Here is a 26,989-nt window from a genome sequence, read left to right as displayed (position 1 = left end):
TTCGCTTCCACCGCGTTTAGACGTCGCTTACGTCGAACGAACTTTATTCCCAGGCGTTCTTCCAAAAGTGCTGTCGCGGAAGGATCGTCATCATGAGCACGAACGACACCAATGCCACTCCGGAGCAACGCCGACCCAGGGATGTTGCTCCTGTACCGGAGAAAGCCGAGCCCGCCGATAGAGAGTCCAAGGCTCCGCCGGCGGTACAGCCGGCGGGCGAGAAGGACGAAAGCGAACGGCCCATCGTCAATCCGGTTACAGGTGCGCCTCTCTAAAATCGCGGCCTGCGGTGTGAGAGCCATTGGTGAGCTGCTCAGGCGTTCAATTTGCGCAACGCCAAGGGAAGACATCTTGTCGTTGCGTCTTGCCGACACCATCTCAGCTCTACCCCCAAGGAGCCACAGATGAAAGACCGGCCGAACGACGCACTTTCCAATCAATTGATAGAGATCTTGCCACCCGAACGCGATGAGTGTCACGGAGCAGGAGTAAGAACCTGTATCTGCTGTGAACGATCACGACCTGCATCCACAATGGACGAAGATGGCTGCGGTATCTGCGAGGAATGTTTGCGACCATGAGAATGGATCTCACGCTTGTAGATCGCATGAGATAAAGCGCTGGAAATTTATAGCAAAGTCATTTGTGCTAAAATAAACTAAATGACCACCGAAGATATCAGATAGGATGTATCGGCACTTCATATACGTTGTAGATATGAACGGCCACCTCAACTATCTCGTATAAAAGATACAAACAGACCGAAGTTAAGCAAGCCGGCGGCACTTCATTTGCCAGCGCTATCAAACATCTCACGGATATCGCGAATCTGGTAGCTCATCCCAGCAATATCAATTCATTCGAGACAGCCAACACTCGTCTTGAGCGGAAAGCCGGCTTCCGAAAACCTTATGCGTAACGGATGACGCGGCACGTGCATCTCCCTCAAATGGGCGATGAAAAAATATCCCGCAGGCTCAAGATTGCGACGTGGTTCGGCAGAAGCCGCAGTGGCACCGGCATATGCGGTGAAACATCGGCCGAATGCATGCGCCCAGCCCATCATATTTTCTCCGTGCTCCATTCGGCAGGTCTCGTCCAGCGGGGCCGATTTATCAGAAGCGGTTACTCCTCATGGATATTATTGAACAACGAGCCGCCAGCCTGTTGCTGAGCGCTATCGATACTCTTGGACCTGATCCGGCAGAATATTCCGCCATATCGGATGCATTGGATCATCTGCATAGAAGCGCATTTGCCGTAGAAGGCGGCATCTCGCGGCGGATCGCGCCGATGGAGGCCTTTGATCGGGCGCTCGACACAAACCGCGAAATCTTTCGCGAGCCGGTGACCATGCAAGGCTTCGCCTATAGCAGACCCCACGGATATTCGGGAGATTTCGAAATCATCGAGCGAATTTATTCGACGCATATTTCGCGAGATCCGAAATTGTCGAAATGGGATCAGTTTTTCCATGCGAGCCATGCGACCCAGGCGGTTCGCAACCGCGGCAGGATCCTCGCGGATCTGCTTGAGCGCAATCGTCCTGAATCACTTCTTTCTGTTGGCGCAGGACCGGCACTCGACATCGCAAGGAGTCTCCACTCTGACAGCTATCCGGCGCGCATCGAGCTGCTGGATAATGATCTCAAGGCGCTTCGAAGAGCCGAGGAAAATCTGCAGGCATTTTCTGCAGACAGGCAGATTGCCTACCACCACAAGAATGCCTTGCGGTTTCGAACGGAGAAGAAATTCGATCTGATATGGTCGTCCGGCCTGTTCGATTATCTCAACGACAAGACGGCGAAACTATTGATCCGGCGCCTCTTTCCCATGCTGACCGAGAGAGGAATGCTTGTTATCGGCAATTTCGGTGCGGACAATCCGTCGCGGCCATACATGGAAATCATTGGCCAGTGGTTTCTCATACACAGGGACGCGGAGAATCTTAGATCCCTATGCGCGGACATTCATCCCGACGCGGGTACAGTCTCTGTGTTCTCTGACGAAACCGGAGTGAATCTGTTTCTCTGCCTGTCGAAGTCAAAGGACGCATCAAACGCGTTTTCTAACCTTTGATGATGTCTGTGAGAATTCCGCGAGACTCCAGCACCCGAGTCGACTTGGGTATTGCGTGGTGCCATGGCGATTGTCCCTCTCGCCCTGGCGCTTCTCTGTTGCTCCGGCGATACAAATCGTCCCTTTCGATGCATCTTTCGGCTTTTAATCGAATTGCTCGTTGAAAAACTTTGATGCTAGCGCGAAAGTCGCAATCGGGTTGTCGTGGCTGAGACTTAAGGAGGAAACGATGCGTCTCTTGGTCGTTGAGGACGATCCGTATTGGCAGCAGGCTATCGAGGCCATCATTCGACACCAGCCCGAATATGAAGTCGTCGCCATGTGCGCAAACCTGCGTCAGGCACTCGGTAGCATCCAGACCGAGGCGTTCGATCTGATGATCGTCGATCTTGGCCTTCCGGACGGATCCGGCATCGATGCCATTCGCACCGCCCGTCAATATCAGCCCGACGCCGATATTCTGGTTGCAACGGTGTTTGCGGATGAGGGCAACGTCGTTGCCGCAATTTTTGCCGGCGCCACCGGCTACCTTCTGAAGGAAAGCACGCCCAACCAATGGAGTGTTGCGATCGAGGATCTTCGAGCCGGCAATTCGCCGATCGATCCGAAAATCGCGCGCCACATACTCGGGGCGGTTCAACAGCATGGTTGGACGACGCAGTCGGCTCCGAAAGGCGATACGCCGTCATCGCGTTCGAGCGCCGAAGCAAGCGCATCTCAGGATCCGAAACTCTCCCCACGCGAAATGGAGGTGCTTCAACTCGTTGCCAAGGGATTTACCCTTGTGGAGGTTGCGCGTTTTCTGAAGCTTTCGCCTCACACGACGCGCTCGCATGCCAAGGCCATCTATCGAAAGCTGGAAGTCAACACGCGCGGTGAAGCGGTGTTCGAAGCTTCTCTTCTCGGGCTCATCTGAACAGGCTGGAGATGGAATTGGTAGCGAACGGACGTCTTGGGAAGCTCGCCAGTCGGCATATAGCCCTGGTGGTGGGCATCATTCTTGTCGTCGCCATGATTCCGTTGGTGGTCATTCGGATCATCCCCTCCGATGCTCTGGACAAATGGCAGCTGAAAGAAGCGAGCCTCGCCTTGCTGTCCAATGATGCCGGCGTCGACCATCCGTCCAACGTCACAATCGTCTCGCTTCCAGACGCCTGGAACAAGACGCATCCCGGCTTCGGTGGCGTGGGGGAGTACCGTTTCAACATATCCCTGACGTCGGACACGCTGGCAGACAGGGTGCTTTACATTCCGCGCGTCAGCAATCGCTGCACGATCATGGTCAATGGTGTGCCGCTTGCGGATGTCGCAAGCGGTGACAGCGCATCATGGCGCTGGAACCGCCCGCTTTATCTAAGGATCCCTCCGGAGAAGCTGCATCCCGGCGATAACGAGATCACGATATCGGTCACCGGCGTCGCAAACAGCAGGGCCGGGCTTTCAGAGACGTTCTTCGGGCCACAGGACTCGCTTTACCACGCCTATCGCTTCCGCTGGTTTCTCCAGGTCGATTTGCTTTGGATTGCCAATCTCACCGTCATTGTTCTTGCGATTCCGCTGCTATTCAGCTGGTTGCGCGATCCCGCCGGCTCGGTGCATTACGGCTTGTTCGGCGCGGGATCGATCTTGTTCGGTCTGCGCAATTTCCATGGATTCTTCGATTTTCTGCCACTGCCGGTGGAGTATTGGTGGCCGCTCGTCAGTGCCAGTCTCGGCTGGTCCCTCGGCTTTATCTACGTCTTTCTCCTACGGTTTTCCGATTGCCGCTGGCATAGGTTCGAGGCTGCGCTCGCGATATTCAACATTGTCGGATCGATCGCGCTATTTGTCGTTCCGACGCGCCAGTTCATGGCCTTTTCACCCTGGGTCTGGTATGTGCCGCAGCTGTTGATCGGTCTCTTTTGCGTTGGTGTCTTTACGCATCGCACCATCTCGAAGCCGACGCTTCACCGCGTCATCCTTCTCATCGGGGTGCTGGGGCAGCTCGGACCGGCCGTGCACGACGTGCTCTGGATTGGCGGCGTTGGATCATTCTCGAGTGTTCTGTGGATGGCTCTGAGCTTTCCGGTCACTCTTATCCTGACGAGCGTCCTGCTCGCCGACGATATGGCAAGAACGAGGGCTGCCTTGAGCAGCATGAACAAGGTTCTGGAAGCGCGGGTTGCCGCTGCGCGGCAGGATCTTGAAATGGTCTATGAAAGCCGGCGGGTCGCGGAGCGTGAAGCGATTGGTGTCGAGGAGCGGCTCCAGCTGATGCGGGACATGCATGACGGCGTCGGCACGCGGCTATCCTTGCTCTTGAGCGGTCTGACGCGCGGCGAGATTTCGGCCAATGAGGTCGAGCATGCGGTGCGCGCGTCGCTGGAAGAACTACATCTGCTTCTCGATGCGCGCGGCCCAAGCACCACGACGCTCATCGATGCCTTGGCCAATTTCCGCTATCGGCTGGGTCCGCGCCTGACTGCGGTCGGCGTGGAAACGCGTTGGGACATTGGTTCCGGCGCGGAATATCTGACGCTTTCGGCCGAGGCAACGCTGCATGTTCTGCGCATCATCCAGGAGTGTATCACCAACGCCGTGCGGCATGGACAGGCAAGGGTGGTGACGCTGAAGCTCGTGTGCCCCGACAAAACCAAACAGGATGACAAGCAGGAGACCAGCAAGTCCTCCTGCGTCATCATGGTTGTTGATGATGGGGTCGGTCTCGAGAATGCAACGGCAGCGACAAAGGGCAGCGGTCGCGGCCTGCAGAATATCAAGGCGCGCGCCGATGCGCTTGGGGGCACCTTCTCGCTCTACTCGAATGCAGCCGGGACCGTCGCCCGCCTAACCCTCTAGCGCGCAATGCCACGATCGCGAAGCACGCGCGTTTTTCTTCGCTGATCGATTTCTAAGGGACTATGTCACTCTTGGAAAAGCGCCGGGATCCCGTCATTTCCCTGCTGGCGTTCAGATCGTTTTCGTCGAACGCATGCCGCCGCAACAACGCCAGAACGGCTTCGCTCATATGAGCACCGTCCAGCAGCTCCGGCTTATCACAGAGCACATCGATGGTCCGTTGCACGATACGGTTGGCCGTGACATCGGATTGCACCATTTTCCTCGCCAATCCCTGAAGGATGGAGCGAAAGTGTGGGTCTAGCTGCACTTCTGCGGATTTGTGAAGGCGCATGATGCTCCTCCTTTGTCCTGGCAGGCGGGAGCACGTATAAACCCTCAGTCGCCACCGCCTACGGGTTCTGATGGTAGCAATAAGGTAGACTACGCCGTTAGGGATCAGAGTCCACCCCGATTCGTTGTCCGCCAGCGTACGAAAGCCTCGCAATTCCGAGAGGCTTCCATGAATGTACGATGACGTACAGAAGGCCAAAAAGCCGGAGACAGGCCTTTAAGTCGCATCTGAATGCCTTAGATTATCAATGTCGATTCCCACAACCCCGGCCATGGCTGGGGTTCTTTTTGACGGCATTATCCCCCTTTAGCCCCCGGATTCGGGGGCTTCTTTTCAAGAACCGCCCAAGTCGTCGCTGACCTCGCAAGTGTGAGAGTGCAAGAATGAGATATCCAAGAGATATCGCGGATTTGGTCTTTATCATTGTAATCGCGTTTATACCGGTTATCGTCGCAGTGGCTGCGCTCCTGCGATATCTCGGATGGATCAGTTAATGCGGGCAAAGGAGATCAGCATGCGATCTTCACGACATAAGCTGCCGCAACTCCGGGCAGGATGCATGGCATGAGCTCGGTCAACGATTTTATTGCGGAGCTTGTGCGGGCGGCGAACGAGGTCCATCGGAGCAATCGCTTTGAAACGATGCGCATGCTTGATCGCGCGGTAATCAGGATCTGGGAGTTGCGAGAGGCCGCTGGCATCCCCCTGAGCAGATCAGGGACTGACTCGGTTGTCGATCTCCAGACCGTTGCATCCCTGATCGAGGCCGGGCAGGCAAGTGAAGCTTCCATCAAGGCGGCGTTGCTGGAAGCAGCAGCCATGCTTCGGGATCTGCACATCGTCATCGACACGCATACCGAAATCCAGTTCGGGGATCGAAACTAGGTTATTCAGGCCTTGATGGCTAAAGCGGTAAAATCCGAAGAATGAACATGGGCGCCATATTCACAAAACTGTCACACAATGTTAGGTTGCTCTGCGCGAGAGTAAATGGGCTTCAATCCACCCCGGCTCGCACTCAAGACAGATCATCTGTCTCGCCCTGCCTGGCCCCACCTGGCAGGGCTTTTCAATTTGGCTCCCGGTCTGCCGAGAACTTTGGCGGTTATCTGCACGAGATCGAATGCCGCCGCAGTGCTGCGAAGCCGGGAACCTTTTCAAGGCAGGCTCGTTAATGCCGCGGGAGACAGTATTCCCTCCCGGTAGCTCGTTCCCACAGCTTGGCCCGGTCGTCAGATCTGGGCCTTTCTTTTTTAAGCGATGAGGCCTATCCGGCTAATTAAGAGGTTGAACGATGAATATTGCGACGTCTGCCAGGACAATTGTGCGATATGCAGCCTATACGACGGTTCTATGCGGCTTGATGGCGAGTGCCGCAGAGGCAGCCGGAACCATCTATTACGGTTCGCGCGCCGGGATGGAGGTGACCATTGTCGGCATGTCCGGCCTGGATACCACCCATGCCAAAATCCGGACGAAGCACACAAGGGCGAACGCCGTCGCATTTTGCCGCGAGTATGTTCAGAAGGTCACGCCCGACTGTATTAAGGAGGAACTCGCGACGCCGCTCAAGGATGTGATCACGGCAGACTGCAAATCAGGGATCTTCTCGGATTTTAACGGTAACAAATATCAGTTTCATGGGCGTAATCCTGCCGCGGACAGCATGGCTAAATATCGCGTCGTGGACATGAAAACCGGTGAGGATGCCGACGGTTCCTCTGCATCCGGCTATCCGACGAATATGGGTATATTTCGCGCCCTATGCCCGGGAACGGCGCCAAGCGACTATTGAGAAGCGACATTCAGCGGGACTGATCCAGTCTAATTAAAAGATGTCTGGACCTGCCAAGTTATGTCGCCTCCGCCGATGGCATCATCGCCATTGGCAGTCATTGGTTGGCAATATGCTGCGCGCGCGTCAGCTCGTAACAGACTTCGCCGTGTTCCGTGCCGGGAAAGTATCGTCAGGCGTCACCGCAAGTTCGCGAAGCGCATCCAATTTCCTATTCGACAAGTCGCCTGGAAGTCGGGTGCGCTTCGAAGATACCATTATCCGGATCACAGCTCCACGATGGCAGGCTCTCCGGCTTCGCCCGCCAGCGTTACCGCCGTGATGGCAGCAAATCTGTCCTGCGAGCCGACGGGAACCATGGCGGCATGGGCGAGCAGCGCCGGATAAACTTGCCTGAACGGGCCGTCTTTCTGCTCCGAGACAGAAATCTTGAATGAGACAGCCGAAGACGGTGCCGACCATCGCAGCAATCTCTCGGTGCCCCCCGCCGGCGTCGTATACGTCTCGCTGGACCGTACGATCGGAGCATCCGGCGTTTTCTCCTTTCGTCTTTCAATCAGCACAAGCTGCGCGGAAGGAAGAGAAATCGAAAGATCGAGCGTCAGGTCGCCGTTCAGCATTCCCGACCGGATGGGAGCGGGTTCGGCGGCCGCCCGCATTTGTGCCAGCTGCTCATCGGTCGGTATCGCCGGCGCGCCCAGACCCTCCCAGATAGCGAAGGCCGCATCGCCTGCGAGCTGGTAGACGGCGTAGTCGTGCTGACTATCCGCCTTTCCGAGGCTTAACGTGACGGGCGTTTCACCGGAGCGCCTGATTGCGTCGACGCTGTTGTAGATCAGCACAGCCAGTCGCCCGTCGTCATGACGCGTCGCGATGACGCCCAGGCCATTCTCGTCGGGCTGAAGTGCCGGTTCTGCGTCGACTGCAAGTCGCTCGTGCCCGAGGAGGCCCAACAGTTCCATGATCGCCAGCGAAGGCTTCTTGACGAAGGCCAGCGGCGCGTTCTGAGCCGCATCGACGCCGGACAGGTCGGTGACCCATTCGGACTGGGCCTTGGTGTAGGCTTTTGGGCCGAAATAGGTAAGCTGCGTACGGTGTCCCCACGTGCCGAGAAAGCCGTTGTCGTTGGCCAGAAGATCGTAGGACACCTGCTCCTTGTCGATCAGCAGGCGTTGGTGCTGGTCGATGATCTTGGCCATCAAAGCCGGCGTGTAGGAGGTTGCATTCCAGCTGTGCGTGTCATGCCAGCCCACCTGTGGGTCGCATTCATTGTTGACGATCGGCACATTACGTAGCCTCGGATGATGCTGGCGAATATAGTCGACAGCCATCATTTCCCGTCGGCAAATGCCGACGCTGTCGGGCGTCAGATCTTCCAGATGCATCCGCACGCCCTTCTCGTGAATCGAGATGAAGTCGACGCGCGGCGGTCCGTCTTTTGTCAGGCAGCTGGTTCCAGTATCGCAATGCGCGACGAACACCTTGAACATTTTCGACAATGTTCTGGCCGTTCCGGGGCCGCCGATGCGAAGCGTCCGATCGACCGCGTCGACGCCGGCGACGCAAGCGTCGTAATAATTCGTAAAGCCGTCCTCGCCATGCTTCCACCAGGCGAGATCGGGCTCATTCCAGGTCTCGAAGTACCATTTATGCACCTCGTCGCTGCCGTACCGCTCGACGAAGCGCCGAACGAGATCGCTGACGAAATCGCGCCAGAGGAGGATGTCGTTGCGATCGGTAAAGCCTGCAAAGACGCCGGACGGATTACCCATCAATTCGAAGAAGGGACGAAAACCGAACTCCACCATGGTATCGACTGCGCGATCGAGCAAAGACCAGTCATAGGAAAGATTGTGGCCCGAGCGCGTAGCGCGAACGAGATCGAGCATATAATGCGGACGCAGGAATTCGACGCCATGGCCGGGTGTGGCGCCGACCAGGGCCAGCGTCACGCGCATTTCCGGCTCCAGGAGAAGCTGAGCCGGCGAAAAGCCGCTGGCTCGCCAAAAATGGTTGAAACGTCCGATGGAGCGGTTCGGATCGATCGAGATCTTGGTCATGACGATATCCTCAGAGTGAGGCCAGGATGCCGCCATCGACGTACAGCACCTGACCATTGACAAAGTTCGAAGCGGGGGATGACAGAAAGACGGCGGTGCCGGCCAGTTCGTCCGGCTGAGCCCAGCGGGCTGCGGGCGTCCGGTTGCGTACGAAAGCATCGAATTCGGCGTCGTTCAGCAAGGCGCCGTTCATCTCGGTGGCGAAATAGCCGGGGCCGATGGCGTTGACCTGAATGTTGTGACGGCCAAGCTCGGTTGCGAGGCCGCGCGTCAGCATCTTCAAGGCGCCTTTCATCGTCGTATAGGGTACGATGGTCTTGCGACCGACCTCGCTCATCAGCGAGCAGATATTGATGATCTTCCCGCCGCCGCGAGCAATCATGCCGGGCACAACGACACGGGTCGGCAATACCGCGCCCATCACATGCGTTTCGAACATCAGCCGCCAAGTTTCAGCGCTATGCTCGACGAAGGGCGCGCGGATCTGGATGCCGGCATTGTTGACGAGAATGTCGATCGGATCGAGTGCGTTGAAGCTGCGTTCGACATCGTCGGCTCGTGTGACGTCGCAGACGACGCCGTCGGCTTCGAAGCCTTCGGCGCGCAGGGCGTCGACAGCCTTTGCGAGAGCCTCTTCGTTTCGCCCGTTCAGGCTCACGCGTGCGCCGGCGCTTGCCAGTCCCCTTGCCATTGCGAAGCCGAGGCCGCGGCTGGCGCCGGTCAGCAGGGCATGTTTGCCGCTCAGATCGAAAAGAGGGTGCATGGCGATCACCGGAACTTGTCGCGCATGGCCTGGATGCCCGGAAAGGCATCCATCAAATAATCGTGGCGTGGATCGAAACTCTGAATGAGTCCGCGCCGGTGCCGACCGACAAGGATCGTGAAGATATAGCCGCGATGGCCCGGCGATGTGGAAGTTGGATGATAACCCTTGTCGAGCAGGAACGTGTCGCCGCTGCGGGTCATCAGGCTCTGGGGCGTTTCGCCGGCATTATAGATGCCTTGTCCGCCAAAGCCTGCATCCGGCAAGAAACGGTAGTGATAGAGCTCTTCGTGATCGGTTTCCCGATCACCGTCCTCGGTATCGTGCTTGTGGGGCGGATAGCCCGACCAGCAACCGGGATCTGCATAAAGCTCGCTGACCAGCAGCCGTCCGACCTGATCCGTCTGGCGCTGGCCGAGAATGTGGAAGATCTGTCGATGCGTGTGCGTCTCCACCGAACCGACATCGACCATGTCGACTTCTTCGGGTGTAACGCGGAAGGCGCTCAAACGTTGATCCGTGCGGCCGCCGGCGATCGCGAGTTGGGTCTTCGTGCGGGCCGTGACGGTCGCAGTCGCGCCGAGAGGGACATAGACGGAATCGGCATTGCCGGACCATATGTCCTTGCGCCTGCCGACGCCTTCGAAGCGGAGCCCCTCCGTTTCGACATCGACCGTTCCCTGCATGACAACCACGAGAGATTCATGGGCGGGCAGGGTATAGGTATGGCGTTCGCCAGCCTCGATGGAGACAAGGTTGAAATAGATGAGGTCGAGCGTATCGCTCTCCTCGCTCACGATGGGAGCATTTGCGTTATCGTAGCTGCGGATCAGTTTGGCCATATGAGTGACGATTCTTATTGGAGGTCGAAGGCACCGCGCAGCTCAAGGCTGTCGGCGTAGTGACAAGCGGATTGATGGTCGGGGCTGGCGGTTGGGTTCAGCGTCGGCACCTCCGTCCGGCAGCGATCCGTCGCGAAACGGCAGCGCGGATGAAATGCACAGCCTGTCGGCACATTGGCGGGATCGGCAACGTCGCCGGGCAGGCGAATGCGGCGCGAGCGGCCTTTGACTGCCGGATCGGCGATCGGCACCGCCGAAAGCAGGGCCTCGGTATAGGGATGACGCGGCCGCTCGAAGAGACTGTCGACCGGTGCGGTCTCGACGATCCGGCCGACATACATGACGGCAACACGATCGCAGATATGGCGTACGACGCTGAGATCGTGGGAGACGAAAAGGTAGGTCAGCCCCAGTTCGCTCTGCAGATCCTGCAGCAGATTGATGATCTGAGCCCGGACGCTGACGTCGAGAGCGGAAACAGCCTCGTCGGCGATGACGAAGCGTGGATTGGGTGCGAGTGCCCGCGCGATGCTGACGCGCTGGCGTTCACCGCCGGAAAAGGCATGCGGAAAGCGCCACATCGCCTCCGGCCTCAGGCCGACTTTCTGCAGCAGTTCGGCAACGCGCTCCTCGAGAGCCGCACCCGACGTCATGATATGGTTGACGCGCAGGACTTCGCCGATGATGTCGATGACCCGCATGCGCGGGTTCAGCGATGCCTGCGGGTCCTGGAAGACGACGCGCATGTCCCGGTAGATCGGGATCATGTCATCATCGCTTGCCTTGATCAGATCTATGATTGCACCGTTCGGCTGGCGATAATTGATGGTGCCGCCACTCGGCTCGCTCACCCGCAAGAGGGCGCGCGTCGTGGTGGATTTGCCGCAGCCGCTTTCGCCGACAAGGCCAAGGGTCTCGCCGGCATTGATATGGAAGCTGACGCCGTCGACGGCCTTGACGTGGCCGACTGTCCGGTTGAGCAGCCCGGCTCGAATGGGGAAATGCACCTTGAGATCATCGACCTCGAGCAGGCGTACCTTGGTTTGACTGGATGGCTGCAGCATCAGGCACGACCTCCCAGAGCGCGATCGATCTCGGCGCGATCGGCATGCAGGTGACAGCGCACGACGCGACCTGGCTGCGGTTCGACAGGCCAGGGCACCAGCCGATCGCAAATGCCCGGCATGAAAGCGTCGCAGCGTGGGTGAAAGGTGCAGCCCGAAGGGCGCTGAAAGGGGGAGGGCACCATGCCCTTGATGGTCTGCAACCGGCCACCGCGCTCGCGGGTAAAGGTTGGGATCGAGCGTAGCAGTGCCTTGGTGTAGGGGTGCTTGGGGTCCCGGAATATGGACAGGCTGTCGCCCTGCTCGACGATCTTGCCGAGATACATCACGGCGATTTCGTCGGCGATTTCCGCCACGACCCCGAGATCGTGGGTGATGAACATGATGGAAATACCGAGCTCTTCCTGAAGGCCGAGCAGCAGGTCGACGATATTGGCCTGTGTGGTCACATCGAGGGCGGTCGTTGGCTCGTCGGCAATCAGCAGGCGTGGCGAGGCCGAGAGGGCAAGCGCGATGCAGATGCGCTGCCGCATGCCGCCGGAGAATTCGAAGGAATAGTTGTTGAGCCGTTCGGCGGGACGGGGAATGCCGACCTTCGCCAGCATTTCGATGGCATGTGCATCGGCTGCCTTCTTGCCGAGCCTGGTGTGCAGCCGGATTGCCTCGCGCATCTGGTTGCCGATCGTATGGACCGGCGAAAGCGCGGCCATCGGCTCTTGCGAGATCAGTCCGATTTCTCCGCCGCGAATGGCCCGCATCTGTGCTCCGCGGGGGTCGAGGCCGGTAATGTCGACCGGCTTGGCACCGGCCGTGCGGTAATAGCGGATGCTGCCATCAGTAATTTTGCCGGGACGCGGCACCTGGTTGAGGATCGCCCGTCCGGTGATCGACTTGCCGGAGCCGCTTTCCCCGACGATGCAGAGCGTCTTGCCTTGAGGGATCGTCAGCGACACACCTTCCAGGGCATCGATGCTGCCGTCGTGGGTGAAAAAACGCACCTTGAGGTCGTCGATCTCGATCAAGGGCGGCGCGGCAGGCGCCGGCGCGGCGGCTTTTGAACCGATATCAGCGGGAGTAAGGGTCGACTGCATCACGCAAACCATCTCCAAGAAAGTTCAGGGCGAGCACGGCGATCACGACCGCCAGGCCGGGCAGGAAAAGCCAGGGCGCGCTCGATACGGCGAGAATGTTCTGGGCATCCTTCAGGAGAACGCCCCAGCTGACGACCGGCGGGCGAAGGCCGATGCCGAGATAGGACAGCGAGGTTTCCGCCAGGATCATGCCGGGAATGGCAAGGGTCGCGGAAGCGATGATGTGACTCATGAAGCTCGGCACCATATGGCGCCAGATGATGCGCCGGCGCCGACAGCCATCGAGCCTTGCGGCGATGACGAAGTCCTCCGTGCGCAGCGACAGGAAGCGGCCTCGGACCACGCGGGCGATGTCGGTCCAGCCGAGCAGCGACAGGATGACGGTGATCCAGAGATAGACCAGTAGCGGATCGATGTTCGGCGGTATGGCAGCCGCAAGCCCCATCCACAACGGAATGGTGGGGATCGATTTCAAGAACTCGATGACACGCTGGATGACGTCATCGATCCAACCGCCATAATAGCCGGAGATGCCGCCAAGCGAGATCCCGAGCAAAAGCGATATGGTGACGCCGACGAGTCCGATCGACATCGAGACGCGCGCTCCATAGACCGTGCGGCTGAAGACATCCTGGCCGAGGCGATCGGCGCCGAAGAGATAGAAGGCTTTCCCCTTTTGCACCGGGCCGATCAGATGCGTCGACATCGGGATGAGCCCCCACAGGCGGTAGGGCTCGCCCTGGACGAAGAGGCCAATAGGGATGACCTTGTTGGGGTCGGTCGTGAATTTACGTGACAGCGAGATCGGATCGACCTTGACCGTATAGTCGTTGACATAGAGCAGGTGGGTCTCGCCGTCGGGACCTTTGCCCCAGAGCTTGATCATCTGCGGTGGCGCGTAGGTGTAGGAGGCTGAATAGGTGAGTGGCGAAACGGGCGCCACGAATTCGGCAAACAGCGCGACGAGATAGATCATGACGACGATAATGCCGCTGACGAGGGCGGCCTTATGCGCCTTGAAGCGCCGCCAGGTCAGCGTCCAGGGGCCGGCAGAGCCGGGACCTTTCGACGACTTGATCTCCAAAGCGGCGGTGAGGGCGGTTTCGGCCACGAGCTGTCTCCTAGCGATAACGGATGCGTGGGTCGAGAACGGCAAGCAGGATGTCGGAAAGCAACGTTCCGACAAGCGTCAGGCCGGAAAGCAGCAGGATGAGGCCCCCGGCGAGATACATATCCTGCGCGAAAAGCGCCTTCAGCAGCAGCGGCCCGGCCGTGGGCAGATTAAGAACGATCGAGGTGATCGTCTCTCCCGATATCAGCGCCGGCAGGACCCAGCCGATCGTCGAAACGAACGGATTGAGTGCGACACGGACAGGATATTTCATCAGCAGCTTCATCTCATGCACACCGCGAGAGCGGGCCATTTCGACATAAGGCTTGTTGAGTTCGTCGAGCAGATTGGCGCGCATGATGCGGATGAGGGCTGCCATGCCGGAGGAACCGAGCACGATGACCGGCAGCCATAAATGCTTGACGAGATCGAGGACCCGCCCCCAGCTCCACTCGGCATTGGAATAGGCGGGTGAAAACAGGCCGCCGACGCCCGCTCCGAAATAGCGTGAGGCGATGTACATCAAGATCAGCGCCAGCAGGAAGTTGGGGATCGCAAGGCCGAGAAAGCCGAAGAAGGTGGCGACGAGGTCGCCGACGGAATGCTGCCGCGCAGCGGAGTAAACGCCGATCGGGAAGGAGAGCAGCCAGACGAAAATCAGGGTCGTCACCGAGACGATCAAGGTCAGGCCGAGACGAGCCCAGATGAGCCCGGAGACCGGCATGTTCCATTGGAAGGACTGACCGAAATCGCCGCGCAGGACAATGCCGCTGATCCAGTACCAATATTGCATGTACCATGGCTGATCGAGACCGTACTGGGCACGCAGCGCCAGCACCACGGAGTTGTCCAGCACCTCGTTCTGGGCCGCTTTCTCAGCCGTCAACGCTGTCAGGAAGTCGCCTGGCGGCAGCTGGATGACGATGAATGCCACCAGGGAGATGACGATCATGGTCGGGATCATGAACAGGATTCGTCTGATGATGAAAGACAGCATTGCTCGCGCTCCGCATTGTTGCAGCCGCAGGTTTTCGATTGAGCGTAGGGCCAGCCGTTCAAACCGGCTGGCGGATCTCCCGGATCAGTTCTGGGAGAAGTAGTATTGTTCCGGATTGGTCGGCCCGGGGGTCATGTAAAAGAACGTGTTCGGCATCGACCCCGGCACATTGTGCATGTTGTTTCTGACCACGCCGACCTTGTCGGGATCCATGTTGGTTCCGATGATGTAGAACTGGTCCTTGGTGATGGCCAGAACCTGTTTCATCAGTTCCATCTGCTCCTTGAGCGTGCTGGCAGTCTGGACCTGGCGATAGAGATCCTGCTGCTTCTTGATGATCGGCGGCGGTTCCTCGCCGTGCGGATCGGAGGGGTCTTGGTAGTAAAGTCCCCAGGCGGTGGCGTAGCTCGATTCCTTGCTGAAGGGCACATACCATTTCGGGTCGAGAAGCCCGAGGAGGTCGTATCCGCCGCCGCCGATCCAGACCAGCGCGTCCTCGTCGTTCGACTGTAGGCGCGCGAAGGCGAGCGATTGCTCGACCGGCCGCACCTGCATGTCGATGCCGACGGCGGCCCAGTAGACCTTGATGCGTTCCAGCGCATCGATCTGCAGCGGCATGGTGGTCAGCACGTCGATCGGGAAAGAGATGCGATGACCATCAGCGTCGAGACGGAAACCTTGCGCGTCTTTTTTCGTGAGGCCTGCGGCATCGAGATGCTCGTTGGCTTTCTCGACGCTGTATTCGGTATATTGATGCGCCATGCCGTCGTCATAGAGCTGTGTATCGGGTCGTGGGGCGCCCTGATACGGCTCGGCGACGCCGGCATAGATCAGCTGATTGAGCTCGTCGCGATTGATGGCATAGGAGAGGCCGATGCGAAAATCCTTGCTGCCGAAAGCCCGGCGCAGCGTCGGGTTCTTGTCCGTCTGATTGAGATTGATCAGCATGGCGTTCGACCAGGCCGGCTGCGAGATGAACAGCTTGTAGTCGCCCTGCTGCTGGTTCTGGACGATGACGGGGCGCACGTCGACCGAATCGAGATATTGCGTCTGCATGTCGATCTGGCCGTTGATGGCTTTCAGAACGACCGCCTGCGGATCCTGGACGACGTCCAGCGTCACCTTGTCGATATAGGGCAGCTGGTGGCCGGCCGGATCGACCTTGTAATAATAGGGATTGCGCTCGGCCACGACCTGTGACGTCCCGGAATAGGGGGTCACGAGCTTCCAGGGGTCGAGCACCGGACGGCTCGCGTCGCGCCAGCGATTAGGCTGAATGATCTTGTTGGTGATCATCTGCACCCAATCCGCCGCACCCTGCGCCTTGGCAAGGGCTGCTACGCCATCGGGATTATATTTCTTGTGAAACTGCTTGAGATACTGTTCGGCCGACCCGGCGATGATATCGGAGCCGGCGACGGTCGCCATCGATGGCAGGAACAGGCCGTTCGGGGCTGCGAAAACGAAGGCAACTTCCGTGTCCGATCGCTTCTCGACTTTGACCGGTTTGCCTCCGGCAACGAGCCAGCTGGGCACGGCCGGGGTGATATCCTTGTTCATCAGGATATCGTTGTACCAGAAGAGGATATTGTCGGCCGTAAACGGCGTGCCGTCGGACCATTTCGTGCCTTCGCGAAGCTTGAAGACGAATTCCGTGGCGTTGTCGTTTTCCGAGACGCTTTCGGCAAGATCCGGAACGATCTTCGTCCAAGCCGGGTCCCAGCGGACCAGCCTTGTATATCCGATGGTCCGATCAAGCAGGGTGTCGGAGCTGCCGATCATAGCCATGCGCCAGTTTCCGCCATACTGACCGACGGATTCTGTCGGCTGCACAACGAGCGGCGTCTTCGGCAGCCGGTCCTGAAGGGCGGGCAGCGATCCGGCCTTGACCTGAGCGTCAAGGGCCGGCGCTTCGGAAAACTGTTGGGCTGCTGTGCCTGTGGGCGTCAGTACGCTGCACGCCAACATCAGCGCAAGCCCGCCCACATAGGGACCGAGCCGTCTAGCTCTCACCATGATGTCCTCCCAAGTACCACTCCCATAGTACGTTAACGATAACGTAGAAGAGCAAAATTTGTTTGTCAATCAACCGAGCGAAAATATCGCGATAATCGGCGTATCCCCCAGTAAATCATTGGATCTCCGCAGGACGATAGCACCATGGATTGCATTTCTCCTGCGATAACGTTAACTGAAGAAAATGGCTCCGGGTGGATATGATGGGCAAAACGAAGCTATCAGATGTTGCTCGCGCGGCGGGCGTTTCGCCGATGACGGTGTCGCGAGTTTTAAACGGGCGCGGCGGGGCAAGCCCGGACACGTGCGAGCGCATTCGCCAAATCGCCGACGAGCTGAACTATCGTCCGAACGCCTTGGCACGGGGACTGAAGTCGGACAAATCCCGGATTGTTGGGGTGCTGGTGCCGGATATATCCAATCCGTTTTTTCCCGAGATCATCAGGGGCATCGAGAGCGTCGCGATGCAGAATGGCTACAATCTTTTGCTCTGCAACGTCGATGAGAGCGCAAAGCGTGAAATCGATCTGATGCAAATTCTGGAAAGTCAGCGTGTCGATGGCATCGTCTGGTGTAGCGCAAGACTGCCGGAACAACCTCTCATTAAAGCGTTGCAGGCCTATAAAGCGGCAGTCCTTGTCAACCGCAGCGTTGCCCCGGCAATTGCAGGCAGCATCATGATCGATTATCGGACCGGTGCTGCCGATGCGGCACGACATCTATGGCAAACGGATCGGCGCCGCATTGCCATACTGGCCGGTCCTACCACGTCGCGCGGGGCTGCCGAGCGGCTTGAAGGCGTAAAGACAGCGTTTGAAGCCTTGGGGGCCGAGCCTGTGGCCGTCGTTCATTGCAATCCCGATGTGGCGGGCGGGGCGGCCGCCAGCAAGGGCATTCTGACCAGTTCTCCCGATATCGACGGCATCATCTGCTACAACGATCTGAATGCGGTCGGTGCTCTGCAAACATGCGAAGAGCTTGGGCTGTCGGTGCCCCACGATGTCAGCATCATCGGCTTTGACGGCATCTCGCTCGGCGAATTGGTGCGGCCCAAGCTTTCGACGCTGCATGTCGACAAATACAGCATAGGTCAGCTCAGCATGCGGATGCTGCTGGACCGCATCGATGGCAAGTTCATACAGCATAGCATCGTCATCAGGCCCGAATTGACCTTGCGGGGATCCACCGCCTAAAGCGCGGTGGATCTGCTTGGCGCAGAGAGGCTGCGCTCGCGAGCGCCTCACCTCAAACCGTGGGAATTGTGCCGCCATCGATGACGAATTCAGTTCCGGTTATCGCGCCGGCGCGCGGTGACACGATAAAGCCGATCAGGTCGGCCACTTCGGATGGCTTGGCCGGTCGTCCAAGGGGGATCCCGCCCAGGGCATCCATGATGATCTTCTTTCCACCGTCGTAATCTGTTCGTGCCTGCTCCGCCAAACGTTCTGCAAGCGCGACCGCAGCGTCGGTCTCGATCCAGCCGGGCGCGACCCGGACCACCCGAATTCCCTTCGGTGAGACTTCCTTCGACAGGCTCTTGCTGTAGGTCGAAAGAGCAGCCTTTGCCGCCGCATAGGCCGTGGTGGCCTCCGGGAGGGGTAGGGCACGTTGGATGGATGTGACGTGAACGATCACGCCTGAACCTTGCGCAATCATGCCAGGCAAAAGCGCGCGGTCGAGACGAACGGCCGGCATCAAGTTGAGATTGAGTTCCCTGAGCCAGATTTCGTCGTTCAGTGCGGCGAAACCTCCCCCTGGTGCAGAGGAGCCGCCAACGACGTGTACAATGATATCGACGCCGCCGAAGGCGGCAAGCACACCGTCGGCGACGGCAGCGCAACCTTCCGATGTCGCCACGTCGGCGGCAATAAAATGAACGCCTTTCCTTGCATCAGCGGGAATTGAGCGCGCTGTTGCGATCACCTGTGCACCGGCGTTTGCCAGAGCATCGACGATTGCAGCGCCGGTTCCTTTCGTGCCTCCTGTCACCAGAGCACGGGTGTTCTGCAGTCCAAGATCGAAACTCATGGGGTCATCTCCATTGGGAATTTGAGGGTGTTCAAGGGGAGGAGCGTCTTGCTGAGGATTGTGCACTCGGCAAACGCCAACTCGCTCCCGGCTCGCATCGTTTGACGGGATCAGCGCTTGCCGCAGACAAGCTTATTGACATCGAAGGCTCCTGCTCTTGTTGTGTCGAGGAGGAGATCGTGACAGCGAGGCCAGATGACAAGAACTGACAAAAATGTAAGGGACTTACCTGAAAGTAAGCCCTCTCACGATTATACACGCGATACGGCTGCCGAAGGTGTTCAACGGGCAATTCAACTGATCGAGGGTCGGTGGAAACTGACGATCCTGTTTCACCTCTTCGGTGGAAACACGTTGCGATTTTCGGATCTCGAGCGGGCAATCCCCGCAGTCTCGCAGAAAATGTTGATCCAGCAGCTCCGCCAGATGGAGGCGGATGGAATGGTTCACCGTACCGTTTATCCGGAAGTGCCGCCCAAGGTCGAATATTCGCTGACCGAATGGGGGCAATCCCTGTGCCCGGCGCTCGACGCGCTGCTGTCATGGCAGTCAAGCCGTGTCGGGGTTGCTCCGGACGCTTCCTAGAGGACCTCAATTGGCTGGCGCTTGATGCCCGCTGACGGCACTCGATGTTTCGCCATACACGAAGATTTGTAGCAACCGTTCATTGTTCCGTGCGCCCGAATTGGTAGAAGCCATTCGTTTCGAACCATGGGGAGATTTCTGGTGAAATTGTACTACAAGGCTGGCGCGTGCTCGCTTGCGCCGCACATCATGTTGAGTGAAGCCGGGCTGACCTATCAGCTCGAGGCGGTCGATCTGAAGACGAAAAAGACCGAACATGATACGGACTATCTGGCTATCAATCCGCGTGGTGCCGTTCCGGCCCTCGAAGTTGCGCCGGGCGTCGTCATCACCCAGAACGCTGCGATCCTGCAATATATCGGCGACCACTGCGATGTCGCGGCTTTCAAGCCGGCCTATGGCTCGGTTGAGCGCGCTCGACTGCAGGAAGCACTTGGCTTTTGCAACGACCTGCATGTTGCGTTCAGCGGCCTGTTTGCGCCGAGCCTGACCGAAGAGGCGAAGGCCGGCGTCATTGCCAACATCAATCGCCGCATGAAGCAGCTCGAAGCCATGTTGCCCGAAGGGCAGCCATATTGGCTCGGCGAAGATTTCACCCAGCCCGACGCCTATGCGGCAGTCATCATCGGTTGGGGCGTGGGGCTGAAGATCGATCTCAGCGCCTATCCGAAGGCTCTCAAGCTTCGCGACAATGTCATGGCACGCTCAAAGGTTCAGACCGCGCTCAAGGAAGAAAATCTCCTCTGATCTCAGTAATCCGCCGCCGCCGTTTGGTTTCATAAACGGCGGCGTCCGACGAGCTTCAAAAGTCGGCAACTCCGCAACTTGGTATCTTCGTGACCGTGATCATGATGAGCCGGTCCTGACAGCTCAAAACACTGCCCTTTGATCTGGGCGTAATGTTCCCTCAATCTCCCCAGTGGCACAGTCGGCCTCGCCGGTGAATGGCCGGATTTGACCGCATTGGTGCGGCAGACAGCGGATGTGTGACGCACGATCGATAGATTCGGCAGACCAGCGTCTTTTCGAACGGGAGTGCCTTTGATGTCGAATTGCAATCCCGCAATGCTGGGCTTTGGCGGTCGTTCCGCTCATTGGCTAAGGCGCCCAAGATGTGCCCTTGCGGGCCGATCCGGAAAAGTCGCAAACAACGCATCGAGGGATTTCTTTGGTCTTATCAGCCTTGCCTTTCTGTCGAAGGCTCTAACCTACTCTGGTGACATGGCGCGTGTCGCATGCTGTCTCAACCATTCGCGGGATGGTTTGGCAGCGGTTGTCGCACGAAAGCCTGCAGCGTCTGAGCGGCGACTGCGCAGGGAGAAGACCCGCCCATATAGGAGATGATTTTGAAAAATTTCTTGCTCGCATGTGCGATGTTTTTCTCTTTTGCCTGTGTTGCGATGGCGCAGCAAACCTCGGCCGTATCAAACGCTGGAGCCAGCGCCGAAAAGCCTGCCGCTCCCGATCCGCTTGCGGCACTCGTCGAGGTGATGAAGGACGACAAGCTTCGCAATCAGCTCATCGAACAGATCGAGCAGACCAAGAAACTGCGGGTAGAGAGCGCCGCGACGCCAGCCTCGCAGAACGGTTCAGCGAAAGCGGCGGGAACTGCTGACAAGGGCACGACAGACGAAGAGCCCGGTCAGGGCCAAGGCCTCGTTGCAGCCCTCGTCGCCTCCTTTCGCGAACTCGGGGAGCGCGTGCCTACGGCTGCGCTGGGCGCTCCGGTCGATGTCAAGATCGGCCAGGCTCAAGCGCAGATCGAGACACGGCTGTCGGCGCCAGACGCCGAAAGCAACCTGCGCTCCTTCAGTATCAAGTCGGTCGCCGGATGGGCCTTGATCACGGCCGCTGCTCTATTCGTTCTCATGCGGGTTCGTCGGCGCATCCGCTCGAGATTGGCGAAAAGCGTCAGCTCCGCCTCCCTCGTGCGCGAAGCAACCTTTCGTGCGCTGCTGGGCTTGCTGCCACTGCTGCTGTGCTTCATCGTCGCGGCGGCGTGGTTCGTCCTTCTGGACTACGGCTCGCAGGCGCGTGCCATATTCGTGCTTTTGACGTCTCCCTTCGCCTTTGCGCTCGCAAGCTCCGAGCTGACGGCATGCCTCCTGTTGTTCCTCGTGCGGTCCAAGGGCTGGCGGGTCGTCGCTTACGCCCAGAGAAGGCTCGCCCCACTGGTCGGCCTATTGTCGGGGATCGCGGTTGCCAGCTCGCTTGCCAATGTTCCGGAAATCAGAATCGCCATCGGCCCGGCCACCGCCGATCTCGCCTCGCTGATCCTTGATCTCGCGGTGCCGCTCTTTGCGCTCTACATCATTCTTCGCCATCGACGCACCGTTCGAACGCTGATTGTCAGAGGGCGGCATATCGACGAGTATTCGACATCGTTGAACCGCGCGACGGTCTGGCTGGCCGCGCATTGGCATCAGCTCGGTATCGCTTTCGTCGTCCTCAACGTGTTCGCACGGCTGTTCGGCGCCCGCAACGGAAGCTTCCTCAGCCAATCCTTCGTATCGGTGGCCGTCATCGTCATCGCTCTTATTGCGTCTGCCGCCCTCGGGCGCTTCCTCAACACGCGGATGAACAGGCGCAAGCGGCCCCTTCGCACCAGAATGCGAGAGGTCGTCATCGATCGCTTCGGCTCCCTGCTCTTTCGGCTTGTCAGGCTCGCGATCGCGGCGGGTGCCGTCATCGCCTGCCTTGGTCTTTGGGGTTTCGATATCATCGGTTGGGCGAGCCACGACGGAGCGTCGGTCTTTCAGTCCGTATTCTCGATCGCGTCGGTGATCTTCGTCACGTGGGCTCTTTGGGTGATCCTGGACGCCTGGATATCTGATGCCTTGTCCCCTTCGACGGACCGTCAGAGATCGGCCCGGGTCATGACGCTGCTGCCGTTGCTGCGCAATGTCGCCTTCGTCGCTCTCTCGGCTTTGACGATCATCGGGGTATTGTCGAATATCGGCATCAATGTCGCTCCGCTCATCGCGGGCGCCGGCGTCGTCGGTCTTGCGGTCGGCTTCGGCTCCCAGCAGCTTGTCCAAGATGTCATTACCGGTCTTTTCATGCTGCTGGAGGATACGATCGCCATCGGTGACGTCGTGGACACCGGCGACCGGGCCGGCACCGTCGAAGGCATGACGATCCGAACGGTCAAGATCCGCGATGGTGACGGTGCGCTTCATTCCATCCCGTTCTCGACGATCAAGGCGATCAAGAACCGTTCACGAGGCTTCGGTGTCTATACGGTCAGCGTCACGCTCGACGTGCAGGCCGATATCGAAGAGGCCATAAGGATATTCAAGGTGGTTGGCGAGGAGATCCGGACCGATTCCAGCTTCGCTTCCAAGATCGTTGCACCCTTCGATGTCTGGGGAGTGGACCAGGTCGGGCTCGATGGCGTCGTGCTGAAGGGCGCGGTCAAGACGCTTCCATTGCAGCAATGGGGTGTCGGCCGCGAGATAAACCGTCGATACAAGGAGAGACTTCAGGCTGCAGGCATAAACCTCGCAAGCAGATCGATCACGCCGCTTCTCGCTCCCACGACGTAATGCCGTTCAAAGCTTTCGCTTTCGGAAGCTTTGTCCTAGTTGTTGAAAGCCTTAGGCTTCGGGAGGAGAAGAGATATGCAGTTTGCCGGTAAATCCGTCATCGTCACTGGCGCAGGCAAGGGAATCGGTCGTGCCTGTGCGAAGATCATGGCGGAGCGGGGAGCCGAAGTGATCGCCCTCAGCCGGACCGCGTCGGATCTGGAGGGCTTGCGCGCCAAGATTGGTGGTCGTTCGATCGTCGTCGACCTCGCCGATGTGGCCGCGACGCGCGCCGCGATGAAAGAAGCGGGAACAGCCGATTTCCTGATCAACAGCGCCGGGATCAACGTGCTGGAATCGAGCCTTGATATGACGGAGGATGGCTATGAAGCCGTGATGGGCATCAACCTGCGTGCAGCCCTCATCACCTGCCAGGAATTCGCACGTGCTCGCGTGGCGGCCGGCGGCGGCGGCGCAATCGTCAACATCACCTCGATTGCCGGCCATCGCGGCTTTCCTGAGCATCTTTGCTACGCGGCCTCAAAGGCCGGGTTGGAAGGGGCAACCCGTGTTCTCGCCAAGGAATTGGGGCCGCATCGCATCCGTGTGAATGCAGTGGCGCCTACCATTACATTGACCGAACTTGCATTCAGAGCCTGGAGCGATCCGGCCAAATCCGAACCGATGATGGCGCGCCATCCCATCGGCCGTTTTGCCGAGGTCGATGACGTCGCGAAGGTGGTTATCATGCTGTTGTCGTCGGATACCGACATGATGACCGGAGCCGTCTTGAACGTCGACGGCGGATTTCTCGCAACGTAGGTGTTGTTGCCGGCATTCCGCCTTTTTCCACCGCAGCGATCAGCCTTCGATCGGATCCCCATAGGCTCCGATCATCCGGCATTCGCCAGCATAGCCTGGTAGGCTGCGCCAAAACCGTCCAGCGAGACGGGTAAGTCGGCTGTATTTCCCTGCATCATCCGGATCGTGACTTTCCCCGTTTTCTCTTTCAGCAAAGCTTCGAGCATTCCGGGTGGGCATACACCTTCGACGAGGCACCCCTGTGTCGTGCACCGGGATATCTTTGCCATCGTCGAATACTTCGCGCCAAATCCGATCTTCACACCGCCTTGAACCGAAAAACCAAGCGGGAGAGCCATTTGCATCCCAACTTTGCTATCAGCGGAGCGCGCCATGCTGATCACCATATACACCTGCTTGTCATCCGGTGACGCCAGCCGGTACACGATCTGGCACGGCGGCTTCAATGCCTTGTCGCTACTGCATTGCAGTGTCCATGAAGCAAATTTCTGCTCTTTGATCTGAGCCCCGGCAGGGAGAGCATTTGGTGCCGTGCTCGACCCGCTAACCGCAGGGGCCTCGTTGTTTGGTTCGGTTTTGTTTGGTTCGGTTTTGTTTGGCTCTGTCGCCACTTTGGGAGGATCGGATTGCGGCTTGGTGGTCTCATTATCCGCCCCGAACACCAGTGTCACAGCGGCCTGCGAAAGCAGAATAACTGCGCCGCATGTCGCCAATTTCCAAGATAAACGCATACATCCCTCCACAATTTAGTTTGCAATTTTACAATGAATGAACAATAATGTCGAATAGAGTTACGGAGAATTTAAAACTATAAGAAGATTATATCTGTAATAATCTGCGTTTTCACGCGGAAATTGTAGATAATATTGTTCATTGTTATTTGTGAAAACTGGGAAAATTCTGATGTCATCATTGATTCTCGCAGGATATTCGCTCGCTACCATGCTTTCGTTCAGCGGCGGCGCGGTGTTTGGTGAAAGCTATATGCAGCAAACTCCTCCGACGGGAACGAATCCGGCATTTATCGAGCAACTTCCCGAAACCGCTGTGATGGGAGCGCCTGAACGGCCGACGCAGCGACGCGGAAACCTGCAAAGACCAAAGCATTTGGTGCGTGATCGCGCGCCGGGGCCTTTGGTAACCAGTATCTTTCCCAATGTCGGCAGCGGCGTCACCGAGCGGGCGGCTCCAGCGCCTGCAGACAACCAGCTGCCAACCGTCGGCCAGGGAACGGTCGGGCGCTGAATAGCGTTAGCAACCACAGTCAAGCCACGCTTTCGTATGAGTTTGAAGCTTCGCGACATACGGAACCATGGCTGAATATCAGTTCACTCTCATGATCTTTGAGGACAACATCGAAATGGCACATCGCAATCAAATCCTCACAGTCATCCTTGTCACGCTGGCGACTACGCTCGTCTCCGTTGAGGCCTTTGCTATCGATCAGCCCGCGATCCGTCGCGCCGGCTTTTCGGAGACCACCATCCCGCAGGTGAAGGGACGTCTCCCGATTGGAAGGAAAGACAACCTTGGGAAGGCGCCGACCGCCAAGTCCCTGCCCAAGGCAAACGCCAGCGACAGCACGCAAAACAGAGCTGTCAGCTGCGGACCGGAAAACGCCCAGTCCGATATCTGCCGGAAGATGATCCAACATCGATAGCGTTTTCATGAGCTCTTCGATTTGTCGACGACTGCTACAGGTTTAGGCGCGGTATCAACGACGGGTGTGGTGGAGCTGACCTGCTGGGGGTCGACGGCCGGCGCGATCGGCCTGCCGTTGGCATCCAGCTTGTACGTCATGGCCCTTTGATGCTCCTGAAGGTAGCGCATGAACGTGGCGCCGGCGCTCGGATCTCTAAACTCCCACAGGCCGTTCTTCACGCCCTCGAAGATAAGGGAATAGACCGCGAGCTGTATGCCTTCCTGGACGCCAAGCGTCGTCGGAGCGTTCCGGGTGATGCCTCCTTCGATCTGCAGCAGCTGGTCGACACCGACGAAGCGGAATGCCGAACCCTGCAGTTGAACGGAGTAGATGGTCTTGGTTGTCGTCACCGAGGCCAGAACGCGGCCGGTGCTGACGCTGACGGCGCGCAGGGATACGGTGACGATATCCTTGCGATACTGGGTGTTCCCGCCGATGCCAAGATAGTTCGCACCCAGGCCGCCGGTGGTTTCGTTTGAATCGTAACCTATGATGCCGCCGTCGAGCAGAACGCCTGCAAAGCGCAGCGGCGGCATGCCTCCGGATTTTGCGCCATAAACTGCGGCGCGCGTGTTCTGGATGATCTGCCGCTCCTGCAAGAGCGACTGCAGATCGGTGCGCTCGACGACATTGAACCAATCGCCGTTGCCGGCCTTGGTCAGAACGTCGGTCAGCATCTGCGCGCCGCCCTGGGTCAGAGCACGGGAAAATTCAGCGAAGTTTTCGTTCGGCTTATTTTGCCCGGTCAGATCTGGAAATGAGTAAACCGCCACATCAAGCTTTTGCCTTGGCTGCGGCAGACTCTCCAATGCAACACCCGTTTTTGTGGCGGGCATAAGCGTAGCCGGTGTGCTCATGGGATCGAGACTACTGCCCGCGGCAGCACAGCCCCCGAGACCCAGTCCGCACAAGACGGCTGCGACAGGAAAACCAATTCGTGACATCAACATCCCCCCGAAATTACAATAGTGACGCAAACAATCCGGCTTAGGGTGTAGTGGGTACCTGACCGCTCTGGATCACAATCACCGGCGCTGCTCCGCCCGAGCCGGCGCCTTGATTTGTGTTTCCGAGATTGCTGAGAGCGTTGTCGAGACCGGAAAGATCCGGAGTCTGCTGCTGGCCGGATTTCACGCCGGCACCCTGTGTCTGTGCCGTAGACAGCAGGAACGAGCCATTCAGCGCATTGCCGCCAAATGTCGGGTTCGTCGGCTGATAGACCAATTGCCCTGCTATCGCCGACATCGCCGTCATGGCAGCCATACCGGCTGCGATCATTGTCACACGTACGATCATTACAATTCTTCTCCCTCTCTGTTTCAGACGCCGCAGCGTCTA

At 58.4% G+C, this 26,989-nt stretch carries 26 protein-coding genes; 13 read left to right on the top strand and 13 right to left on the bottom strand.

Annotated features, from left to right (window positions below; genetic code table 11):
• The first annotated feature begins 92 nt into the window (after positions 1 to 92).
• From HGP17_RS28605 to HGP17_RS28590, 4 genes are all read left to right on the top strand, one after another.
• On the top strand, positions 93 to 275 hold the full coding sequence (locus HGP17_RS28605) for a hypothetical protein (RefSeq protein WP_168814394.1): 183 nt from the start codon (positions 93 to 95) through the stop codon (positions 273 to 275).
• Positions 276 to 1,044: 769 nt separating this feature from the next.
• Positions 1,045 to 2,079, top strand: coding sequence for a methyltransferase domain-containing protein (locus tag HGP17_RS28600; protein ID WP_168814392.1), 1,035 nt, complete (start codon positions 1,045 to 1,047; stop codon positions 2,077 to 2,079).
• 229 nt (positions 2,080 to 2,308) lie between these two features.
• Positions 2,309 to 2,995 (top strand): response regulator transcription factor, encoded by a 687-nt coding sequence (locus tag HGP17_RS28595; RefSeq protein WP_168814390.1) that lies wholly within the window; start codon positions 2,309 to 2,311, stop codon positions 2,993 to 2,995.
• A gap of 17 nt (positions 2,996 to 3,012) precedes the next feature.
• A complete protein-coding gene (locus tag HGP17_RS28590; RefSeq protein ID WP_168814388.1) occupies positions 3,013 to 4,917 on the top strand; it encodes an ATP-binding protein in 1,905 nt (634 codons plus the stop codon).
• A gap of 52 nt (positions 4,918 to 4,969) precedes the next feature.
• On the opposite strand, the gene HGP17_RS28585 is transcribed toward HGP17_RS28590, so the two are convergent.
• Positions 4,970 to 5,251 (bottom strand): hypothetical protein, encoded by a 282-nt coding sequence (locus HGP17_RS28585; RefSeq protein WP_168814386.1) that lies wholly within the window; start codon positions 5,249 to 5,251, stop codon positions 4,970 to 4,972.
• Positions 5,252 to 5,815: 564 nt separating this feature from the next.
• Between HGP17_RS28585 and HGP17_RS28580 the strand changes: the two genes are divergently transcribed.
• Both HGP17_RS28580 and HGP17_RS28575 read left to right on the top strand, forming a co-directional pair.
• Positions 5,816 to 6,136, top strand: a complete 321-nt coding sequence (locus HGP17_RS28580) for a hypothetical protein (RefSeq protein WP_168814384.1) — start codon at positions 5,816 to 5,818, stop codon at positions 6,134 to 6,136.
• A 409-nt stretch (positions 6,137 to 6,545) separates the two neighbouring features.
• The gene (locus tag HGP17_RS28575) at positions 6,546 to 7,046 is read left to right on the top strand and encodes a hypothetical protein (protein ID WP_246704267.1); all 501 of its coding nucleotides are present in this window, start codon (positions 6,546 to 6,548) and stop codon (positions 7,044 to 7,046) included.
• 266 nt (positions 7,047 to 7,312) lie between these two features.
• Here the strand turns inward: HGP17_RS28575 and HGP17_RS28570 are convergent, their stop codons facing one another.
• The 8 genes from HGP17_RS28570 to HGP17_RS28535 form a co-directional block, all read right to left on the bottom strand.
• Entirely contained in the window at positions 7,313 to 9,106 is a 1,794-nt protein-coding gene (locus HGP17_RS28570) for a glycosyl hydrolase (protein ID WP_168814382.1), read from the bottom strand.
• Between the two features lie 10 nt (positions 9,107 to 9,116).
• Positions 9,117 to 9,869 (bottom strand): SDR family oxidoreductase, encoded by a 753-nt coding sequence (locus HGP17_RS28565; RefSeq protein ID WP_168814380.1) that lies wholly within the window; start codon positions 9,867 to 9,869, stop codon positions 9,117 to 9,119.
• Positions 9,870 to 9,874: 5 nt separating this feature from the next.
• Positions 9,875 to 10,711: a 5-deoxy-glucuronate isomerase gene (locus tag HGP17_RS28560; protein ID WP_168814378.1), complete on the bottom strand. Its 837-nt coding sequence runs from the start codon at positions 10,709 to 10,711 to the stop codon at positions 9,875 to 9,877.
• Between the two features lie 14 nt (positions 10,712 to 10,725).
• Entirely contained in the window at positions 10,726 to 11,775 is a 1,050-nt protein-coding gene (locus HGP17_RS28555) for an oligopeptide/dipeptide ABC transporter ATP-binding protein (protein WP_168814376.1), read from the bottom strand.
• The gene (locus HGP17_RS28550) at positions 11,775 to 12,869 is read right to left on the bottom strand and encodes an ABC transporter ATP-binding protein (protein WP_348649001.1); all 1,095 of its coding nucleotides are present in this window, start codon (positions 12,867 to 12,869) and stop codon (positions 11,775 to 11,777) included. The genes HGP17_RS28555 and HGP17_RS28550 overlap by 1 nt, the downstream gene beginning before the upstream one ends.
• Positions 12,841 to 13,950, bottom strand: a complete 1,110-nt coding sequence (locus HGP17_RS28545; protein ID WP_246704272.1) for an ABC transporter permease — start codon at positions 13,948 to 13,950, stop codon at positions 12,841 to 12,843. Before HGP17_RS28545 ends, HGP17_RS28550 begins: the two co-directional genes overlap by 29 nt.
• Positions 13,951 to 13,987: 37 nt before the next feature.
• A complete protein-coding gene (locus HGP17_RS28540; RefSeq protein WP_168814367.1) occupies positions 13,988 to 14,974 on the bottom strand; it encodes an ABC transporter permease in 987 nt (328 codons plus the stop codon).
• 84 nt (positions 14,975 to 15,058) lie between these two features.
• Complete coding sequence (locus tag HGP17_RS28535) at positions 15,059 to 16,942, bottom strand: ABC transporter substrate-binding protein (protein ID WP_168814453.1); 1,884 nt, start codon at positions 16,940 to 16,942, stop codon at positions 15,059 to 15,061.
• 248 nt (positions 16,943 to 17,190) lie between these two features.
• Between HGP17_RS28535 and HGP17_RS28530 the strand changes: the two genes are divergently transcribed.
• Positions 17,191 to 18,183, top strand: a complete 993-nt coding sequence (locus HGP17_RS28530) for a LacI family DNA-binding transcriptional regulator (protein WP_281412799.1) — start codon at positions 17,191 to 17,193, stop codon at positions 18,181 to 18,183.
• A gap of 52 nt (positions 18,184 to 18,235) precedes the next feature.
• On the opposite strand, the gene HGP17_RS28525 is transcribed toward HGP17_RS28530, so the two are convergent.
• Positions 18,236 to 19,018, bottom strand: coding sequence for an SDR family oxidoreductase (locus tag HGP17_RS28525; RefSeq protein WP_168814363.1), 783 nt, complete (start codon positions 19,016 to 19,018; stop codon positions 18,236 to 18,238).
• A 195-nt stretch (positions 19,019 to 19,213) separates the two neighbouring features.
• On the opposite strand from HGP17_RS28525, the gene HGP17_RS28520 reads away from it, so the two are divergent.
• The 4 genes from HGP17_RS28520 to HGP17_RS28505 all read left to right on the top strand — a co-directional run bounded on the left by HGP17_RS28520 (position 19,214) and on the right by HGP17_RS28505 (position 23,949).
• Positions 19,214 to 19,603, top strand: coding sequence for a helix-turn-helix domain-containing protein (locus tag HGP17_RS28520; RefSeq protein WP_168814361.1), 390 nt, complete (start codon positions 19,214 to 19,216; stop codon positions 19,601 to 19,603).
• Positions 19,604 to 19,744: 141 nt separating this feature from the next.
• Positions 19,745 to 20,350 (top strand): glutathione transferase, encoded by a 606-nt coding sequence (gst, locus tag HGP17_RS28515; RefSeq protein WP_168814359.1) that lies wholly within the window; start codon positions 19,745 to 19,747, stop codon positions 20,348 to 20,350.
• 599 nt (positions 20,351 to 20,949) lie between these two features.
• Positions 20,950 to 23,148, top strand: a complete 2,199-nt coding sequence (locus HGP17_RS28510; RefSeq protein ID WP_168814357.1) for a mechanosensitive ion channel domain-containing protein — start codon at positions 20,950 to 20,952, stop codon at positions 23,146 to 23,148.
• Between the two features lie 75 nt (positions 23,149 to 23,223).
• Positions 23,224 to 23,949: an SDR family oxidoreductase gene (locus HGP17_RS28505; RefSeq protein WP_168814355.1), complete on the top strand. Its 726-nt coding sequence runs from the start codon at positions 23,224 to 23,226 to the stop codon at positions 23,947 to 23,949.
• Positions 23,950 to 24,020: 71 nt separating this feature from the next.
• On the opposite strand, the gene HGP17_RS28500 is transcribed toward HGP17_RS28505, so the two are convergent.
• On the bottom strand, positions 24,021 to 24,680 hold the full coding sequence (locus HGP17_RS28500) for an invasion associated locus B family protein (RefSeq protein WP_168814353.1): 660 nt from the start codon (positions 24,678 to 24,680) through the stop codon (positions 24,021 to 24,023).
• A 142-nt stretch (positions 24,681 to 24,822) separates the two neighbouring features.
• Here HGP17_RS28500 and HGP17_RS28495 point away from each other — a divergent pair, with 142 nt between their 5' ends.
• Both HGP17_RS28495 and HGP17_RS28490 read left to right on the top strand, forming a co-directional pair.
• Complete coding sequence (locus HGP17_RS28495; protein WP_168814351.1) at positions 24,823 to 25,194, top strand: hypothetical protein; 372 nt, start codon at positions 24,823 to 24,825, stop codon at positions 25,192 to 25,194.
• Positions 25,195 to 25,261: 67 nt separating this feature from the next.
• On the top strand, positions 25,262 to 25,609 hold the full coding sequence (locus HGP17_RS28490; protein ID WP_168814349.1) for a hypothetical protein: 348 nt from the start codon (positions 25,262 to 25,264) through the stop codon (positions 25,607 to 25,609).
• 5 nt (positions 25,610 to 25,614) lie between these two features.
• Here HGP17_RS28490 and HGP17_RS28485 read toward each other — a convergent pair whose 3' ends face one another.
• The gene (locus tag HGP17_RS28485; protein ID WP_246704265.1) at positions 25,615 to 26,487 is read right to left on the bottom strand and encodes a CsgG/HfaB family protein; all 873 of its coding nucleotides are present in this window, start codon (positions 26,485 to 26,487) and stop codon (positions 25,615 to 25,617) included.
• A gap of 151 nt (positions 26,488 to 26,638) precedes the next feature.
• Entirely contained in the window at positions 26,639 to 26,947 is a 309-nt protein-coding gene (locus tag HGP17_RS28480) for a curli assembly protein CsgF (protein WP_168814346.1), read from the bottom strand.
• Between the last annotated feature and the right edge of the window lie 42 nt (positions 26,948 to 26,989).

It is taken from the genome of Rhizobium sp. P38BS-XIX (genome assembly GCF_012641435.1).
Taxonomy (GTDB): Bacteria; Pseudomonadota; Alphaproteobacteria; order Rhizobiales; family Rhizobiaceae; genus Rhizobium.
Note: the sequence above shows the minus strand (reverse complement) of the source record. Positions and strands in the feature narration are given on the sequence as shown.

Bases quoted from the DNA above. Each gene is read 5' to 3' on its own strand.
- HGP17_RS28580 (WP_168814384.1), top strand. From the start codon at position 5,816: ATGAGCTCGGTCAACGATTTTATTGCGGAGCTTGTGCGGGCGGCGAAC.
- HGP17_RS28575 (WP_246704267.1), top strand. From the start codon at position 6,546: ATGAATATTGCGACGTCTGCCAGGACAATTGTGCGATATGCAGCCTAT.
- HGP17_RS28595 (WP_168814390.1), top strand. From the start codon at position 2,309: ATGCGTCTCTTGGTCGTTGAGGACGATCCGTATTGGCAGCAGGCTATC.
- HGP17_RS28530 (WP_281412799.1), top strand. From the start codon at position 17,191: ATGATGGGCAAAACGAAGCTATCAGATGTTGCTCGCGCGGCGGGCGTT.
- HGP17_RS28480 (WP_168814346.1), bottom strand. From the start codon at position 26,947: ATGATCGTACGTGTGACAATGATCGCAGCCGGTATGGCTGCCATGACG.
- HGP17_RS28585 (WP_168814386.1), bottom strand. From the start codon at position 5,251: ATGCGCCTTCACAAATCCGCAGAAGTGCAGCTAGACCCACACTTTCGC.
- HGP17_RS28485 (WP_246704265.1), bottom strand. From the start codon at position 26,487: ATGCCCGCCACAAAAACGGGTGTTGCATTGGAGAGTCTGCCGCAGCCA.
- HGP17_RS28500 (WP_168814353.1), bottom strand. From the start codon at position 24,680: ATGCGTTTATCTTGGAAATTGGCGACATGCGGCGCAGTTATTCTGCTT.
- HGP17_RS28505 (WP_168814355.1), top strand. From the start codon at position 23,224: ATGCAGTTTGCCGGTAAATCCGTCATCGTCACTGGCGCAGGCAAGGGA.
- HGP17_RS28560 (WP_168814378.1), bottom strand. From the start codon at position 10,711: ATGGCCAAACTGATCCGCAGCTACGATAACGCAAATGCTCCCATCGTG.
- HGP17_RS28520 (WP_168814361.1), top strand. From the start codon at position 19,214: ATGACAAGAACTGACAAAAATGTAAGGGACTTACCTGAAAGTAAGCCC.
- HGP17_RS28540 (WP_168814367.1), bottom strand. From the start codon at position 14,974: ATGCTGTCTTTCATCATCAGACGAATCCTGTTCATGATCCCGACCATG.
- HGP17_RS28565 (WP_168814380.1), bottom strand. From the start codon at position 9,869: ATGCACCCTCTTTTCGATCTGAGCGGCAAACATGCCCTGCTGACCGGC.
- HGP17_RS28605 (WP_168814394.1), top strand. From the start codon at position 93: ATGAGCACGAACGACACCAATGCCACTCCGGAGCAACGCCGACCCAGG.
- HGP17_RS28555 (WP_168814376.1), bottom strand. From the start codon at position 11,775: ATGCTGCAGCCATCCAGTCAAACCAAGGTACGCCTGCTCGAGGTCGAT.
- HGP17_RS28490 (WP_168814349.1), top strand. From the start codon at position 25,262: ATGGCTGAATATCAGTTCACTCTCATGATCTTTGAGGACAACATCGAA.
- HGP17_RS28600 (WP_168814392.1), top strand. From the start codon at position 1,045: ATGCATGCGCCCAGCCCATCATATTTTCTCCGTGCTCCATTCGGCAGG.
- HGP17_RS28535 (WP_168814453.1), bottom strand. From the start codon at position 16,942: ATGTTGGCGTGCAGCGTACTGACGCCCACAGGCACAGCAGCCCAACAG.
- HGP17_RS28525 (WP_168814363.1), bottom strand. From the start codon at position 19,018: ATGAGTTTCGATCTTGGACTGCAGAACACCCGTGCTCTGGTGACAGGA.
- HGP17_RS28570 (WP_168814382.1), bottom strand. From the start codon at position 9,106: ATGACCAAGATCTCGATCGATCCGAACCGCTCCATCGGACGTTTCAAC.